Below are 16,627 nucleotides of genomic sequence, written 5' to 3'. Positions count from 1 at the left end.
AGAGTCTTAGTTGCAAAAACCAGGTAAATTTATCGTTATTGAAGGTTTGGAAGGCGCTGGGAAAAGTACTGCAGTAGCAATATTGACTCAATCTATTCAAGCGGCTGGTTATACAGTGATCAATACCAGAGAGCCCGGTGGTACTCCTATGGCAGAAGCGATTAGAGATATCGTTAAACATGAATGGCAAGATGAAAACGTCACAGTAGAATCTGAGTTGTTGTTAATGTACGCGGCTAGAGCGCAATTAGTGCAAAATGTAATACTGCCTAATTTAGCCAAAGGTTATTGGGTACTTGGTGACAGACATGACATGTCCTCCCAAGCATATCAAGGTGGCGGCCGTCAGATTGACCAAAACATGATTCAAAGCCTAAGAGCCATCACCCTAAAAGACTTTAGACCTGATTTTACCTTGTATATGGATGTTGAGCCCAAAGAAGGCCTTAAGCGGGCAAAAGGTCGTGGAGAGCTAGATCGTATTGAACAAGAAGATCTTAGCTTTTTCGAACGAACCCGCGAACGGTATTTACAATTAGCTCAGCAAGATCCTAATTGTGAGGTGATTAACACCATGCAAAGTATGCAAGCGGTGCATAATGATGTTGATATATGTATCAAACAATTTTTGGAGAATTAGGTGTTCCCTTGGTTAGATGCATCTTTTAAACAATTAAGTCATAGGATTACAACGAATAAGTTGCACCATGCATTGCTTATTCAAGGGCCTTCAGGGCTCGGTAAAGCCAGCTTTACCATGCAATTAGGCCAGCTGCTTCTATGTAAAGATAGGCAGGGTGACAAGGTCTGTGGTCAATGTCAGTCTTGTTTACTCAATGCAGCAAACACCCATCCTGATTTACATTTAGTGGCATCTGACAAACAAATTGGTGTGGATCAGATACGCGAAGCCATCAAAAAGTTAGATAGCTCTGCTCATATGTCTGGGGCAAAGGTGTTGATCATCTATCATGCACATACTATGACCGAATCAAGTGCTAATGCATTGCTCAAAACATTAGAAGAGCCCACCGCCAATACCTTTTTGTTACTTACAACAGATAAACCCGAACGTATCTTAGCCACAATCAAAAGTCGCTGTGAAAAATTAGCCTTACCTTTGCCAGATTTGGACACAACCTTAGCTTGGGTGAAAACCCAATACGCTGGAGAAATTGATATTAACTTTGTAAAGTTGTTTAGTGCCCGACCACTGGCGTTATTAGCTGAACTACAAGAAGAACAAAAGTTTACCTATGATATCTTTAGCCAAGGACTACAAGCTTTGCTACAAGGGCAAACAAATAGCATGCAACTGGCAATGGATTGGCAAGACAGTGCAGATAAAGTGCTTAAATGGACTCAGTACTGGGCACGGCAGCAATGCACCGAACAAATGTCAGAATCGGTTTGGCAGTTAAGTGAACAAGCTATTAAAGTCACCCAACAATTGCGTAATCCTGGGGTGAATAAAACTTTATTATTAACCGCATTACTCAATAAGCTGGCGCTAGTTAAAGCCGCATAAACTTTATAACCCAATTAAAATGGAAAAAAACTCGTGTTTGTTGATTCACATTGCCACCTAGATAGATTAGATAAAACCCCAGAAGAACTGTCAGACGTACTCAATTTTGCTAGAAACCGCGGTGTTGAACATTTTTTATGTGTGTCGGTATCGGTAAAAGACTTTCCTGCCATGTTAGATACCGTCAAAGGCTTCAAAGACGTGTCTGTATCTTGCGGCGTACATCCTTTACATCAAGAAGATGCCTGCAGTTATGCTGACCTTTTGCAAATGGCTGATAGCGAGGACGTAGTAGCCATTGGTGAAACAGGGTTAGATTATTTTTATAGCGCAGAAACCAAAGCGGTACAGTTAACGTCTTTTGTCGACCATATCAAAGTGGCCAATAAATTAAATAAACCTTTGATCATCCACACTCGCGATGCTCGGGTCGATACTATTGATTTGCTGAAACAACATAAAGACCCATCAACCCAAGGTGTACTGCACTGTTTTACCGAAACCTGGGAAATGGCACAAGCTGCAATAGAGCTGGGGATGTATATATCAATATCTGGCATAGTGACCTTTAAAACGGCTACAGAGTTGCAAGATGTGGTTACAAAAATCCCACTAGATAAATTGCTAATTGAAACAGACTCACCTTGGTTAGCACCTGTACCGTACAGAGGTAAACCTAATCAACCAGGGTTTGTCAGAGAGGTCGGGGAGTTTATTGCTGATCTAAAAGGCATAACAGTTGAAGAGTTAGCCAAGATCACAACCGATAATTTTTATAACTTGTTTGCTATTGAACGAACAGTTTAAGGATTTTGATTATCAATGGCTCTGACACCTTTGATGCACTTGTTGATTACGCTGTGACTGGGTACTTTATTATTTTGGGTGTTTAATTAAGTAGCCTCTCCCATTTCAGCTCGTAAGATTAAGGTTTTAAAAGGGTCCAATTCAACTCCTTTTTCCATTGATCTTTTAAAAGCACTTCTTGCTGTTAACCTTGACAGGTAGGCAGAAATATCAGAATTCAACTGTGTGTTTAGACCAATAATGGTGGCCAAATGTAACGCATAACCCACTGTGATATCAGCAACAGTGAATCTCTCACCACATAAATATAGTCGACCCGTGGATAAGTGTTGTTCTAACCATCGCAGACGTGCCAAAAACCATCGAATATAACCTTCTGCTACTTGAGGTAACTTGCGGTCATCTGGCTCTAAATGTCGATACCTTAAAGCAATCGCTAATGGAAACGTCAGGGTTGAATCGCTTTGATGTAAAAAATTCAAATAATGAGCATAATCAGGATCGTCAGCCGCAATGCCAAATTCAGGTTTATCGTACACGTCGACTAAATATTGACATATTGCGGAAGATTCAGTCATTTGACTTCTGCCGTCATCAAAAAATGGAATAGTGCCAAGGGGGTTGGTTTCTAAGTATTCTCTTTGGGTAAACCGCGGTGGAAATGGCATAACGTTTAATTGATAATCTATGCCCATCTCTTCTAACGCCCATAAAGGACGTAAGGATCTGGCGTTATAGCAATGCCATAAGGTTGGGGTTGCTTTGCTAGTATTGAAAGAAGTCATTATTTTTATGCTTAAACTAAGTGAATATGTATATTGAAAACGGCAAAGCTCACCTGAATAAGTGTTTAATCCTAGATGAATACGCGTGTGTTTAGACTACAGAATAACAGGGACAGAACAAAGCTAAATAAAGCCTAGGCTATTCTTGATATTCGTTTATGTGAAAGATAAGAAAATACCAAGTACGTTATCGTCCACAACATTTTTTAAACTTCTTACCACTCCCACACAAACATTGGCTATTACGTTCTGGTGAAAATTCACCGGAGTCTTTTTGAATTACACCTGTTGTGTAACACCACCTATCATCTTCAAGCACAAAGTCTGAAAGTTCATGCATCACATAATAACGACCATCTGCTTGGTAGAAGGCTTTAAATTCCACTTGAGCCGTGTCGGGGTGTGGATAATGAGCTAACACCTTAAGGTTTAGCCATTTTGTACCTTGTGCACTATCCGCTAGCTGGCTAACAGTTAAGCCCGAACGTTGTTGTGATGCATAGGTTTGTAAAATATAGGGGAAATCTTCGATTACATAAGCGGTAAAACGAGAGCGCATTAACTGTTCAGCGTTTTGTGGATTTATTTTGTCGTTAATAATAGGCTGGCAACACTGTTCAAATGCCAGGTGGTTACCACAAAAGCAATTTTTATCAATATCGGTCAAAGTGTTAGATCTATAGCAAATGGGGTAGCCTAGGTGATCAGAAGGAGAATAGTCAATAGCACCTATAGCAGTTTGTGAAATTTAGCTATTTACCAAGGTCCTTTTACTACGTTATTATTTTGCTGTTTATTTGGCATTAAATTAACAAGGGCGACTTTGTAATCAATACATAGTTGTTTCAAACGTTTAAAGCTTACTTCATCCAAGGATAGATGTTCAACAAACAAATTGGAACATTGACCGCCAGTAACAATTTTTTCAAGCCATAGTGACAAGCAATTTTGTTTGGGTTTTATCAGGCGAATGCAGTTGACCTGTTTTTCAGAAAAGCGAATATGATTGGCCACTAAAAATGTCCATTTATTTGCATGCGTCAACATTTATATCGTTGTGATCGCCCACTATCTGCCGGCACCTGCATGATGGCTAGTGGAGTAGAGTTGTGTGTAAACGCATGTAAACTTGCCATAATAATTGCTCAGTAGTGATGTTATGTACAGTGGTTTTATATACAGTAGTACTGTGTATATCATCATGCAAGCTTTTTTTTACTCTGGTTAGTTTTTATTCTCTTATTAAACATTTACTTTGATAGTTTAAAAAATTTGGCTTTACCTGGATTTAATAAAATTAATAATACTGGCCCACATATTATTAGCTGAATGATTTCAGATTTCATTTGTTAGGTGGCCTATGTATTGCCTTATTAGGAATTGGCCGTTTTGCATTGAATTGTGATTAAATAAAACTTATTGCCCTCTGCAAACCGCTCTATAGCGAGAAGTAGCACAACGAGATTTCTATTGTGGGGCTAATGAAGATTGACTTTAGCGTAAACTGTATTCTAGCGGAGTGTTTTTTTGTGGTCGCAGGTTTTTATCGTTAAAAATATGTGCAGCACAGACTTAATACTTTTACCCCCCTATTTTAATGAAGCATCTCGTCATATCTGAGCACCGTTTTTGTGGTGGTAGTATTATTAACCAAGTTTTTCTCCAACGACGGCAGAGGAAGGCATAAATAAGGTGCTATACAACTTAGAAGCAAAACCATCTGTCATACCTGAGATATAATCTGCAATCACTCTGTGACCATTTCCAGCTTCATTAGCTTTTAACCAGCGTTGGCTTGTATTATCAGGCAGTAGCCTTTGAGGATCTGAAGCAAAAGCCTGAAATAATTCCATGACTATTTGTTGGCCTTTATATTCGAGCATTTGAATTTCGGGCTTTCTGATAACTCGATTATATACATAATCCTTAAATATACTCAGAGCCTGACTGAATGCAGGGGGGAAAACTGCATTATATTTAAGTAAATCTTGTTCAAATTCTGGTGTGATTTCAGTTATCTCAATATTAGTAATAAAACAGTTAACCAATGCACCTATGGCATCTTTACGTTCGTGATGATGCTGACTAAAGAGTTTTTCACTGAGAGCCTCTATATTTTGATCCATCCAATCAATGTCCAGTTTGAGCAAGGTCTCTGCTACTTCTCGAAAAAATTGCGACTGGTTGACTATACCCATTACAATAGCATCTTCAAGATCATGGATGGCGTAAGCAATATCATCTGCCAACTCCATAATGGAACAGTCAAATGATTTATATAGGGTTTTGTGATGACTTTTGTCAGTATGCTTAAATTGCATAAATCGTTGAGTATCATGGTTCGACACCCCTTCAAACAACCAGTTAAAAGAAGCTTGATCGCATTCATACAACCCTTTTGGTGGATGCCAAAGAGATGCTTTAACGTCTCTATAGGACATCGTGTCTTGCTCTTGAGATGGTTGATTAAGTTTTGGCAGGTAGTTGGGATATTTGATTAAACCTAACAAAGTACGTCTGCTAAGATTCATTCCATGGTTAGCCGTATATGGTTCAAGTTTAGTGACTATTCTAAATGTTTGGCCATTCCCTTCGAAACCGCCATGGTTGCGCATCATATAATGCAGCGCTACCTCACCACCATGGCCGTAAGGAGGATGGCCGATATCATGGGCTAAGCATAACGCCTCAATTAATGTGTCATTCAAATCTAGGTGTTGGGTTAATTCTGCGTACTTGCTTTTAAGCTGTGCAGCTATACCTTGGCCAATTTGTGATGCTTCTAAAGAGTGGGTAAGGCGAGTGCGATAAAAATCACTCATGCCTATACCTAAAACTTGGGTTTTGGCTTGTAATCGTCTGAATGCAGCAGAATGTAAAATTCTGGCTTTATCACGTTGATAAGGTGTGCGATGATCACCTTGACGTTGAATTTTTTGACTATGCCTGCGCTGTGTCCATATTCCCATAACTTACATCTGCTCCACTCTTAATTATTTGATGCGAATTACTTTCAAGTTATGTGACCAGATGCTGCTGAGTTAATCAAGTCATTGTTTAGTCGTCTAATTAATGTTCTTCCTGGGTAATTTCGTCAAGGCTTAAACTAAAACTGGGCACATAAGCTGTCATAAAATAATCTATTTCGCTTGAATGATAATCTTTCAATATTGTATCTAAACGTTTTTTGGCTAGTGTAAATTCCTTATTTCCAGCAGAAAGTTCTTCTAGTGTCTTAAGGTAGGCGCATATTACATCCGCAGCTTTGACAATAAAGGCCACGTCTTTATTATGATGATGGTGATCAATCAGCTGCGCATAATCTTCTTTAAACTCATCCGGAGCCATATTGATCAATTTTTGTTCTGCAAGTTTTTCAATTTTTTTGTATTCGTCACGTATAATAGGATTCGAATATTTTATCGGTGTGGGTAAGTCCCCAGTGATCACCTCTGATACGTCATGAAACATGGCAATAGTGGCGACTTGATTGGGATCTAAGTCACCATCAAAATATTTATTACGTATCAGAGCTAAAGCATGAGCCACCATGGCCACTTGCAAACTGTGTTCTTGAACATTTTCTGTTCTTATATTGCGCATTAAAGGCCATCTGTTTATCAATTTCATGCGTGATAGATGAGCAAAGAAATGACTTTGATTAGCTGATATGTCGTTCATGTATCTAATTTACCTGCTTATAACTTTTGAAAAAGTTTGCAATCGCTTCTAATGCTGGTTTTAGTAAATCAACATGGGGCAGAAATACTAATCTAAAATAACACCCCTCTTTAAGATTAAATGCAGAACCGTGAACTAATAATATTTTTTCTGTGCGTAATAAATCAAAAATCATTGTTTCGTCGTTAGTAATATTGAATTTTTCTGCGTCAACTTTAACAAAACAATACATAGCGCCTTTGGGCATAACACACTCAAGGCCATCTACTGCATTTAACATTTTAAACGCCATATCTCTTTGAATCTTTAGTCGTCCATCCCCACCAATTAGTTCGTTAATACTCTGATATCCCCCTAAAGCGGTTTGAATTGCATGTTGGCTAGGAACATTTGCACACATTCGCATAGATGACAGAATGTTCAGCCCCTCTATGTAACTTTGGGCAATGAGTTTGTTGCCACTAACCACTAACCATCCAGCCCTGAAACCTGCTATCCGATAGTTTTTTGACAGACCACCCATAGTAATACAAAAAATATCTGTAGCCATTGATGCAATACAATGATGCTTTGCGTCGTCATATAGAATTTTGTCGTATATTTCATCGCTGATAACAACCAGTGAAAATTCACGTGCCAATTCAATAATTTGTTGCAATAACTCTGGACTATATACTGCGCCAGTTGGGTTATTAGGGTTGATTAATACTATTGCCTTGGACTTATCAGTAATTTTGCTGCGGATATCTTTTATATCAGGCTGCCAACCATTAGTTTCATCACAACGATAATGTATGGGTACACCTGATGCGAGACTCACAGCAGCTGTCCATAGAGGGTAATCCGGTGCGGGGATCAATACTTCATCATCGTTATTTACCAGTCCTTGCATGGCCATAACAATTAGCTCACTGACACCGTTACCAATAAATACATCCTCTACTTTGACGTTTTTGATATTTTTCTGTTGATAATATTGCATCACTGCAACTCGAGCTGAATAAATACCATTAGAGTCTGAATAACCTTGAGATTTTGGCAGGTTATGGATCACGTCCTTCAATATATCGTCAGGGGCTTCAAAACCAAACGGAGCAGGGTTGCCGATATTTAGCTTCAGTATTCGATGCCCTTCGTCTTCCATTTTTTTTGCTTCGGTCAAAATGGGCCCGCGTATCTCGTAACAGACGTTTTCTAACTTGTTCGACTTATTAATTTTTTTCATTGATTGTGAATAACCTCCAACATGGAGCCACAGATTAAACCAACAGTGGCAAGGGTGTTAAGTGTTAAATTAGCTATGCTATATAAAAATGTTAAATAAGCTGATTGTTAAGAAGGTTGTCACATCACATTGCCCCCCAAATAAGATTTCTGCCTACTATTTACCTTAGTGAGTATTATACCTATTCACGAATGAAAACATATGCTGACCCCTTTAATAAGGTTTAATCTAAGTGACTTAACAATATTTGCTGGTGTTAAAATCTCAAAAATTAAAGGTTCGCATAACTATGTTGGTTGCTTTTCTGGCGAAACAGATGAAAATAAGCTGTGAAGGGTGCTATCGTAACTTGCGGAGTTTAGGGGCTTTATGAGTAAACTGTTAGATGAAAATATTTTAGAATTTAAATGTAATGGTTTAATGAAAAGGGCATCCCCAAAAAGGTTTTTTACAGGTACGCAGTGGTGATATTATTTACATCACTTGCGATGTTAAATAATCCTTTTGATACGGTGGAAAATTGCTAATAGAGCTGTGTCAGAACTTTTCGCTATTCATATGACGTTATCAAACATAATTGTTTCAAATTTGTAAGCCTTTTATCTCAAGCGAAAGAACACCACTTGAACAATTTTCCACACGAGATTAAATGATGGTTGAAAAATTTGAGATAACTCTCCATTGTCATCCAGAAAATTTCTGAGGGTATTCAGTCATTCATTACGGTTCAGTAACATATTTACCTTCGCTAAATTAACGTGGTTTTATCAGATCCAAGGTTGAAGCGCTATATACTTTTTTTATTGTAAGAGTAAGATAATAATGCAACGAGATAATAAAAAACTAAAACGTTTCGACTTTTTATGGACTAAAAACATGTCAGATCACTTCAAAATAACACCTCAGAATGCAATTTCCGATAGTGACATTGCAAGAGTTATTCCTTGTAAAAAGTTGTCAATGAATGCCCCTATCAAATGGTTAGCGTTAGGTCTTAAGGACGCGAGTCAGGAGCCTGGGCTAACGCTTTTTTTTGGTCTTATATTTGCAGCTATACCTTGGCTAATTATTGAATTGGTGCAATTAACAGGTTGGCATTTAGTAATAATGCCTGCAATTGTTTGCTTTATGCTGATTGGACCATTTTTGGCTGCGTGTATGTACGATGTCAGTTGGGAATTAGAAAAAAACCACGAACCCACTTTACGTCATTGTGTAAAAACATTAAAACGCAACGCTCTAAATGAATGGGGTTTAGGTATTTTACTGATGTTATTAATGATTTTTTGGCTGCGCGTGGCTTCATTGATCCATGCCTTATATCCGCAATTCATGGATAAAGATTTTATTAATCTTTTGCCATTTTTGGCGGTTGGGACTTTAGTTGGTGCCGCATTCACTTTATTAGTTTTTTTTATCAGTGCGTTTACACAACCAATATTGATGGAAAGAAAAGTTGATTTAGCCACCGCTTTGTTAACCAACATGAACGCAATATGGACTAATAAAGCCCCGATGATGTTATGGGCATTCATCATTTTAACGTCAGTACTTATCGGTTTTGCTACATGGTTTGTTGGGTTTATTTTCCTGATGCCGCTTATTGGATATGCAACTTGGCACGGTTATATTGATACAATAGAAATTAAACGGGAACGAACTTTCGAGTAGTTAAGTATTTCTATACAGTACGAAGGCAATAAAAAAGCCCCATAATGAATCATTATGAGGCTTTTTTATGTTGTCGCTTATCGTGGTAGTTTAGACACAGGGCTTTCTTCTAAAATTTTCTTAGCCCAAAAAGCCTTGACTGAAAAGTCAGACTTTTTAACTTTCTTTTTAACCGGAGCTGCTTTTTTCGGTTTGGAATTTTTAGGTTTTTCAACGGCTGCTGTGGCTTCCTTTGCTGGAGTTGAAGTGTCTAATTCAGCAATCATTGCATTTAAATTGGCCAAACGAATATTTTTACCACCATCAACACTATACCAGCCACCTTTTGCTTCGATTGTAGGGGCTTTGCCATTTGCTGCAGTATAAGCTTCTGTAAAAGCCGCTATAACTTGATCTTTATCCAATTTACTCATAATCAGGTCTTTGCCTTTTCTATTTTTATTTTCAGTATGTGTAGAGGTTTTATACCTTTTTTTATTTATAATGTCTAATTTTACAAAATTAGCCGTATGTAAATCAGTAGGAACAACAATGTTAGTATCAAATATTCAATTATTAGAATTACTTAATTCGTTATTAAAGCCAGAAATGGTTCGTGATTATTGCCCTAATGGTTTGCAAATAGAAGGCAAAAGGAAGGTGACTAAGTTAGTCACGGGCGTGACTGCTTCTCAGGCATTAATCGACCAAGCAATATCAATAAATGCAGATGCTATTTTGGTACATCATGGCTATTTTTGGAAAAATGAGTCGCCATGTATAACAGGCATGAAGAGAAAACGAATACATACTTTGTTGCAGCACAATATCAATCTTTATGCCTATCATTTACCTTTGGATATTCACTCATCACTTGGTAATAACGCTCAATTAGCTAAATTATTAGGGATTGTGGATATCGCACCGTTAGAAAAAAACAACCCTCAGTCTGTGGTTATGGAAGGTAGGTTTGAAGGTGGTATTCACCCGACTCGCTTGACTGAGTTGTTAAGTAATGTGTTAATTAAAACACCGTTACACGAGCCAGCGAGAAAAACTAAAATTGAAACAGTTGCCTGGTGTACAGGTGGCGGACAAGGTTATATCGATTTAGCCGCTGAAAGAGGTATTGATGCTTACATCACCGGTGAGGTATCAGAACAAACTATTCATACTGCGAGGGAAATGGACATTCATTTTTATGCTGCAGGACATCATGCAACCGAACGTTATGGTGTAAAAGCGTTAGGTGAGTATATTCAACAAAAATTAGAAATTGAGGTTGTCTTTGTTGACATCGATAATCCAGCATGAGGCAGATTCGATAAATGGATAATGAAAGGCATGATCAAAGTTTTGATACATTCGCAGATAAATTCGAAAAAAACATTTATGGCTCCACAAAAGGCCAATTACGCCATGAGTTGCTAGTACATTATTTGCACGAGTGCATACCTCTAAATACTCAGTCATTAGAAGTCTTGGATGCAGGAGGGGGCACCGGTGTAATGACTCAAGTCATGCTCGATTTAAACCACAAGGTAACTTTATCTGATATCTCTTCAGAAGTATTATCTTTGGCTAAAGGTAAGCTAGGTGAAAATATCAATCTTGATGTTCAAAACAAGGCTATTTTATCTTTAAGCACTAACAAGCAATATGATTTGGTTGTTTGTCATGCAGTTTTAGAGTGGTTGCAAAATCCATTCGAAGTGATAAGTAAACTAGTGGATTTAGTTAAGCCGGGTGGATATCTTTCCCTGAGTTTCTTTAACTACGATGCTCAGTTATTTGGAAATATGTTGTATGGTAATTTTGATTATGTCGAACAGGGTATGACAACTAAAAATATTGTGCGGTTGAGCCCAAATAACCCACAAAAACCTAAAATCATTTTATCGCAACTTAAAAACTTACCTGTCCAGATCATAAAAAAAGCGGGTATACGTTGTTTCCACGATTATTTGAAACAAACAGAGAAACAAACCAGCGAATATGATCAGCTTAAACAATTAGAGATAAAATATGGCTCAACTGAACCATATTTATGGTTGGGTAAATATTTTTTGGTTATTGCCCAAAAAGATACATGGTGAGTTGAATTATTCAGATAATAATTTTTCAATATCCTCGATCATTTCTGTAGGCTTAGTTGTGGAAGCATAACGTTTAGTTACTTCTCCTCGTTTGTTGACTAAAAACTTGGTGAAGTTCCATTTGACACTTTTGCTACCCATCACTCCAGGCGCCGCTTCCTTTAAATATTGGTATACCGGCGCTGTGTTTGAACCATTCACCTCAATCTTCTTAAACAAAGGAAATTTGACATTGAAGTTGAGGCTACAAAATTCTTGGATCTCGGCATCTGCTCCAGGCTCTTGATGACCAAATTGGTCACATGGAAAGCCAAGCACTTCTAAACCTTGTGGTTCAAATTGTTTATATAGGCTCTGTAGGCCATCATATTGTGGTGTAAAGCCACATTTACTTGCGGTGTTGACTATTAATAATACTTTGCCTTTATAGTCATTAAAATTTATATTTTCACCATTATTTAATATGGCCTCAAACTGATATATGGTATCCGACATAATCATTCTCTTTATTACACGTGTTATCTATATTGTCATTATCTAGCTGGTTTCAACTACTTAAGTCAATAATTTAAAATTAAGGTAAATCCTAATTAAGGAAAGTAAATTGGTACAAAAAATAGCGTTTATTGGTTTAGGAGTCATGGGTTACCCTATGGCTGGACATTGTCAAAAATCAGGTCATGAAGTTACAGTATTTAATCGCACTACAAATAAAGCCCAAGCATGGGTTGACGAATTTTCGGGAAACATGGTTGCCTCTCCTAAATTGGCTGCAGAACAAGCCGATGTAATTTTGTTATGTGTTGGCAACGATGATGATCTTCGATCCGTTATGTTAGGGGAACATGGCGTTCTTGCAGGAGTTAATGCTGGGAATATCATAGTAGATCATACTACCGCATCAGCAGAAGTAGCTCGAGAGATGGAAATAATCTGTTCAGAGTTGGGTGTTGGGTTTTTAGATGCGCCAGTTTCAGGTGGGCAAGCAGGCGCTGAAAATGGACAATTGACTGTTATGGTAGGTGGGGAAAAAATTCATTATAGAAATATTGAATCTATAATAGGTTGTTATGCTAAGTTCAGTCAATTACTGGGTGCTGTAGGGAGCGGTCAACTGGCTAAAATGATGAATCAAATCTGTATTGCTGGTGCAGTTCAAGGATTATCAGAAGCACTCAGTTTTGGAAAAAATGCTGGTTTAGATTGCCGTGCAGTAGTTGATGTTATTTCTAAAGGCGCAGCACAGTCGTGGCAAATGGAGAATCGATTTGAAACGATGTTAGCAGGTAAATTTGAGTTTGGTTTTGCTGTTGATTGGATGCGCAAAGACTTGGATATTGCATTGAATGAAGCGAAGAAAAATGGCTCTTCGCTGCCATTAACTGCACTGATCGACCAGTTTTATGCTGATGTTCAGAAAAACGGAGGAGGCCGTTGGGATACTTCTAGCCTGTTTACAAGATTGTGATATTTAAAACACATAACTAATTGGTTTACTCAACTTGCCACTGATGTTCGAAAAAACGAATTTTTGCCTTATCATATTCCCTGTCAGCTCGCCAAGTGCGGTTATTTAATTTGACCACTACACCTGGATAAAGGCGTTTATTGGCGATGACTTGGATGTCAGTTTGATATTGCTCTTTGGACTTGTGTATGTCATAGATTTGTTTTCAAGGCTGTCCACCAATTGTTTTTCACTTTTAAACATTTGATTTGCATCATCAACTCGTCCCTTCATATCTTGTGGAATGAACTGAGAGTTGATCAACTTGATACGCTCCAGGTGTCTATCATTATTTTGTGTTACTTTCTTTAAAAGTTCGTCGAGTGTGTCTTTACGTTCCAATAAAGTATTAAAATCTTCACTGTAATCAATAGTTAAATTACTTCCTGAAACAGCACCTAGAGTGCCTGCAGTAATTGAATTTCGACATTTAACCATGCAAGCGAAGATATTTCCATTAGGATTATCTATAGCACCAATTATCACTTTTCCACGGCAGTTAATTCGGCTGTATGCTAGTTGTCTGCCAACGGTAACATTGCCATTACAATTAATGTCTAAGCCCTGACCATGCTGAACATGAATATTACCTTTTGCAGTTAAACTGGTGCTATATTCAGTGGAACTTTCATTGACTTTCCCCATGGCGCCTTCTGTAATGATGATATCTCCACCTGCATGGATAATCGCAGATTCTACAAAGCCATTGACAGTGACATCTCCAGTTGCATGAATTTCCATTTTTTCATTCACGTCACCACTGACTAAAACTGAGCCATCATAATTAACGTTGCCGCTACCTACGTTCACACCTTTGCATGAATAAATGTTGTCGACCCACATTGATTGATCTATAAATTTGGGCATGCCAAAAATATCTGCCAACAATAAATTTTCATCGTCATCACTTATAACAGTACCATCACCAGGTTTAAATTTAACCCACTCCCCCTTTTTTGCAACAATAATATCCCCACCTATAGTAAATCCATTTCTGCCTTCAGTCGGTGGCATTCTGCGAAGAAGTTCGGCTCCCTTTTGTACGCATATAATCGCACCTAAGTTGCGCATATCTAAACGTGTAGAACCCACTGTTTGTGGTTTTAAAATTCTATCTAGAGCGTTTTGAACAAGCGGTTTCAATCTAGAAGGTTTGCCATCTTTAGGTGCTAAACCCTTTGCTATCAGTTCTTCAAATATTTCACCTGGAAAAGCTTGTGAAGTTTGTTGCACCAATCTAGTCAAACCCTTTTGACTAACACCGCGTTTTATATTGGCTGAATTCAATTCTTCTTGTAATGACTTAACTGATGGGACTTTCCCCGCGTAGCCAACAGTTGTTGTTAAATAAGCAGATAGTTGGTCTTCAGCGATTCTAAAACTTATCTCGGTATCTCTGCGTTCGCCAATTTGATGTTCTATGACTGTGGACATGTTATCTGCTGTCATCGTTTTATAACTATTTACAGCGTCTATGATATTTTCATCAAATATAAAAAAATGTTTAAATATGCTTTTATGCACAAGTTTAAGAATAACGGCAACTTCAACTTTTTCTTCGACAAGATCAGGGGCAATATTTAAATCTAAATATTGGTCTGTTTCATCAATTTTTAACGTTATGCCAAGCATTTAATTGCCTTCATTTAGAACACATAAATAGATTTGAATTTAAGTCTACTTTTGTATTTATCTATATCGACTTACTTCTGAGTTACATTAACAAATTTCCCCCCATCTTAACCATAAAGCAGTGAAAATTTCCAACTTTTAAAACCGATTATTGAGTCGTTATAAACTTTGAGCATAATTATAAAGAGCTTTTAATATGGCCAATTTATCAGGGTTTCGAGAATATTCGATACTCAATTGTTCGAGTTGCAATAAAAATTCAGGCATTTTAATACTCGCAGGCGACTCATCGTCAAAAAATTTAAAATGTCGGTAACGTTGCCATCGTTCAATCTCTTGCTCTGATAACGACTGTGGTGCATTCCTAGCTCGGTATCTAAACAATAACGTATGCAAACGTTCGTCTTCAAATGGTAAGCAAAGCTCAGTTAAGCTTTTTTCATCAGATTTAATAATTTGGTTCATAAGCTCTTTGTCGCTTAACGAAAAGAACCCGCCTGAATACAAAGCAAAATCAGGGTCGAGAGAATTAGGGCATTCTTGATGAACGAACACCTCTTGCAATTTATCGATAAAATGCAAGTTGTTTTTAATCTTCTGTAAGTTTTGTAAACAACGTTCCCTGTCGATCCCCAAACGCTTGGCATTTTCAGTGCTAAGAGTTTTAGCTGGGGCCAAGACTGGGCATTTATTAATATGTAGGAGCTTGATGGGCAAACGTTGTTCATTTTCTTCTAACATTGAATTTGGTGTGTATAATTTTTCTTTTATTTCATTAGCGGAGAGTGTAAAAAGTGGACTTGGATCAAGAGCTAAATTTAGTGTGATCACTGCATTTTTATTTGATGGATGCATCCCTACAGGGACTATCCAAGAACAGCAACCATAAACAGAGGGGATTTTTGAGGATATGTGAACCAGTGGTGTTAATTTTTTACAATTGATTTGTTCTAATACCTTTTTCTTGTTTCTTAAGGTAAATAGATAATCAAATAGTTTGGGTTGACGTTCTTTAATCAACTTGGCGACAGCAATTGTAGCGTAAACATCAGACATAGCATCGTGTGCACCTTGATGTTGAATACCATTGGCTTTGGTCAAGTCCTGTAATTTAAAACTGGGTGTTCCTTCTTTATTTAATGGCCAATTAATGCCTTCAGGTCTTAAAGCGTAACAAGCTCTGGCCAAGTCAATAATGTCCCAACGGCTATTCCCATTTTGCCATTCTCTTAAATAAGGGTCATAAAAGTTTCGATACAAGGTGTAGCGAGTAATTTCGTCATCAAACCGTATATTATTGAATCCCGCAACACAGGTATTGGGCGTTGAAAACTCCTTAAAAATCTTTGCGATAAAATCTCTTTCCGTGAGTCCTTCTTTTAAGGAGCGTTGTGGGGTGATACCGGTAACTAAACAAGCTTGAGGAACTGGGAGGCAATCATTAGCAATTTGGCTAAAAATCATCAACGGTTCACTTATTATATTTAAGTCTAAATCTGTTCGTATACCGGCAAACTGACATGGGAAATCTTTTTGAGGATTAGCTCCCCAGGTTTCATAATCATGCCAATAAATGCTCGCTGAATTCACACTGCTGCCTTTTTAAGTTAATTCGATTATTAAATTAAGATGATTTTTTTGATAGTGCTAAAAGCCTTACTTTTCCCTGTAGGTTCAAAACAGTGATGAACAATATTATATTTTAGCCATATTTAT

Annotated in this window: 16 protein-coding genes and 1 pseudogene; 7 read left to right on the top strand and 10 right to left on the bottom strand. The window is 37.7% G+C overall.

Annotated features, from left to right (window positions below):
• Nucleotides 1–10: 10 nt before the first annotated feature.
• Genes tmk through Q0Y52_RS00575 form a run of 3 tightly spaced genes read left to right on the top strand, consistent with a single transcriptional unit; the run spans nucleotide 11 to nucleotide 2,335 of the window.
• Nucleotides 11–640, top strand: coding sequence for a dTMP kinase (tmk, locus tag Q0Y52_RS00585; RefSeq protein WP_297816614.1), 630 nt, complete (start codon nucleotides 11–13; stop codon nucleotides 638–640).
• Nucleotides 641–1,528: a DNA polymerase III subunit delta' gene (gene holB, locus Q0Y52_RS00580; RefSeq protein WP_297816611.1), complete on the top strand. Its 888-nt coding sequence runs from the start codon at nucleotides 641–643 to the stop codon at nucleotides 1,526–1,528.
• Between the two features lie 33 nt (nucleotides 1,529–1,561).
• Entirely contained in the window at nucleotides 1,562–2,335 is a 774-nt protein-coding gene (locus tag Q0Y52_RS00575) for a TatD family hydrolase (protein WP_297816609.1), read from the top strand.
• 86 nt (nucleotides 2,336–2,421) lie between these two features.
• Here Q0Y52_RS00575 and Q0Y52_RS00570 read toward each other — a convergent pair whose 3' ends face one another.
• From Q0Y52_RS00570 to Q0Y52_RS00545, 6 genes are all read right to left on the bottom strand, one after another.
• Complete coding sequence (locus Q0Y52_RS00570; protein ID WP_297816607.1) at nucleotides 2,422–3,120, bottom strand: glutathione S-transferase family protein; 699 nt, start codon at nucleotides 3,118–3,120, stop codon at nucleotides 2,422–2,424.
• A 187-nt stretch (nucleotides 3,121–3,307) separates the two neighbouring features.
• Entirely contained in the window at nucleotides 3,308–3,787 is a 480-nt protein-coding gene (locus Q0Y52_RS00565; protein WP_297816605.1) for a YchJ family protein, read from the bottom strand.
• 89 nt (nucleotides 3,788–3,876) lie between these two features.
• Nucleotides 3,877–4,167 (bottom strand): hypothetical protein, encoded by a 291-nt coding sequence (locus Q0Y52_RS00560; RefSeq protein WP_297816602.1) that lies wholly within the window; start codon nucleotides 4,165–4,167, stop codon nucleotides 3,877–3,879.
• Between the two features lie 599 nt (nucleotides 4,168–4,766).
• Entirely contained in the window at nucleotides 4,767–6,089 is a 1,323-nt protein-coding gene (locus Q0Y52_RS00555; RefSeq protein WP_297816599.1) for an anti-phage deoxyguanosine triphosphatase, read from the bottom strand.
• 100 nt (nucleotides 6,090–6,189) lie between these two features.
• Entirely contained in the window at nucleotides 6,190–6,801 is a 612-nt protein-coding gene (yfbR, locus tag Q0Y52_RS00550) for a 5'-deoxynucleotidase (protein WP_297816596.1), read from the bottom strand.
• A 4-nt stretch (nucleotides 6,802–6,805) separates the two neighbouring features.
• Entirely contained in the window at nucleotides 6,806–8,026 is a 1,221-nt protein-coding gene (locus Q0Y52_RS00545; protein WP_297816593.1) for a pyridoxal phosphate-dependent aminotransferase, read from the bottom strand.
• 876 nt (nucleotides 8,027–8,902) lie between these two features.
• On the opposite strand from Q0Y52_RS00545, the gene Q0Y52_RS00540 reads away from it, so the two are divergent.
• On the top strand, nucleotides 8,903–9,697 hold the full coding sequence (locus Q0Y52_RS00540; protein WP_297816696.1) for a DUF2189 domain-containing protein: 795 nt from the start codon (nucleotides 8,903–8,905) through the stop codon (nucleotides 9,695–9,697).
• A 77-nt stretch (nucleotides 9,698–9,774) separates the two neighbouring features.
• On the opposite strand, the gene Q0Y52_RS00535 is transcribed toward Q0Y52_RS00540, so the two are convergent.
• Complete coding sequence (locus Q0Y52_RS00535; protein ID WP_297816590.1) at nucleotides 9,775–10,110, bottom strand: hypothetical protein; 336 nt, start codon at nucleotides 10,108–10,110, stop codon at nucleotides 9,775–9,777.
• Between the two features lie 118 nt (nucleotides 10,111–10,228).
• Between Q0Y52_RS00535 and Q0Y52_RS00530 the strand changes: the two genes are divergently transcribed.
• Nucleotides 10,229–10,990 carry a Nif3-like dinuclear metal center hexameric protein gene (locus tag Q0Y52_RS00530; protein WP_297816587.1) on the top strand — a complete coding sequence of 254 codons (762 nt, stop codon included), beginning with the start codon at nucleotides 10,229–10,231 and terminating at the stop codon, nucleotides 10,988–10,990.
• 14 nt (nucleotides 10,991–11,004) lie between these two features.
• Nucleotides 11,005–11,772 (top strand): methyltransferase domain-containing protein, encoded by a 768-nt coding sequence (locus Q0Y52_RS00525; RefSeq protein ID WP_297816584.1) that lies wholly within the window; start codon nucleotides 11,005–11,007, stop codon nucleotides 11,770–11,772.
• Nucleotides 11,773–11,778: 6 nt separating this feature from the next.
• Here the strand turns inward: Q0Y52_RS00525 and Q0Y52_RS00520 are convergent, their stop codons facing one another.
• A complete protein-coding gene (locus Q0Y52_RS00520; RefSeq protein WP_297816581.1) occupies nucleotides 11,779–12,267 on the bottom strand; it encodes a glutathione peroxidase in 489 nt (162 codons plus the stop codon).
• Nucleotides 12,268–12,376: 109 nt separating this feature from the next.
• On the opposite strand from Q0Y52_RS00520, the gene Q0Y52_RS00515 reads away from it, so the two are divergent.
• Entirely contained in the window at nucleotides 12,377–13,240 is an 864-nt protein-coding gene (locus tag Q0Y52_RS00515) for an NAD(P)-dependent oxidoreductase (RefSeq protein ID WP_297816578.1), read from the top strand.
• A 25-nt stretch (nucleotides 13,241–13,265) separates the two neighbouring features.
• On the opposite strand, the pseudogene Q0Y52_RS00510 reads toward Q0Y52_RS00515, so the two are convergent.
• Nucleotides 13,266–14,911: pseudogene (locus Q0Y52_RS00510) on the bottom strand (FapA family protein).
• A 159-nt stretch (nucleotides 14,912–15,070) separates the two neighbouring features.
• Nucleotides 15,071–16,501 (bottom strand): exodeoxyribonuclease I, encoded by a 1,431-nt coding sequence (gene sbcB / locus Q0Y52_RS00505; RefSeq protein WP_297816575.1) that lies wholly within the window; start codon nucleotides 16,499–16,501, stop codon nucleotides 15,071–15,073.
• Nucleotides 16,502–16,627: the final 126 nt, after the last annotated feature.

Origin of the sequence: uncultured Paraglaciecola sp. (assembly GCF_943787955.1) — a bacterium.
Classification (GTDB): Bacteria; Pseudomonadota; Gammaproteobacteria; order Enterobacterales; family Alteromonadaceae; genus Paraglaciecola.
The sequence above is the reverse complement of the archived record's forward strand: the minus strand, read 5'-3'. Positions and strand labels throughout refer to the sequence as shown.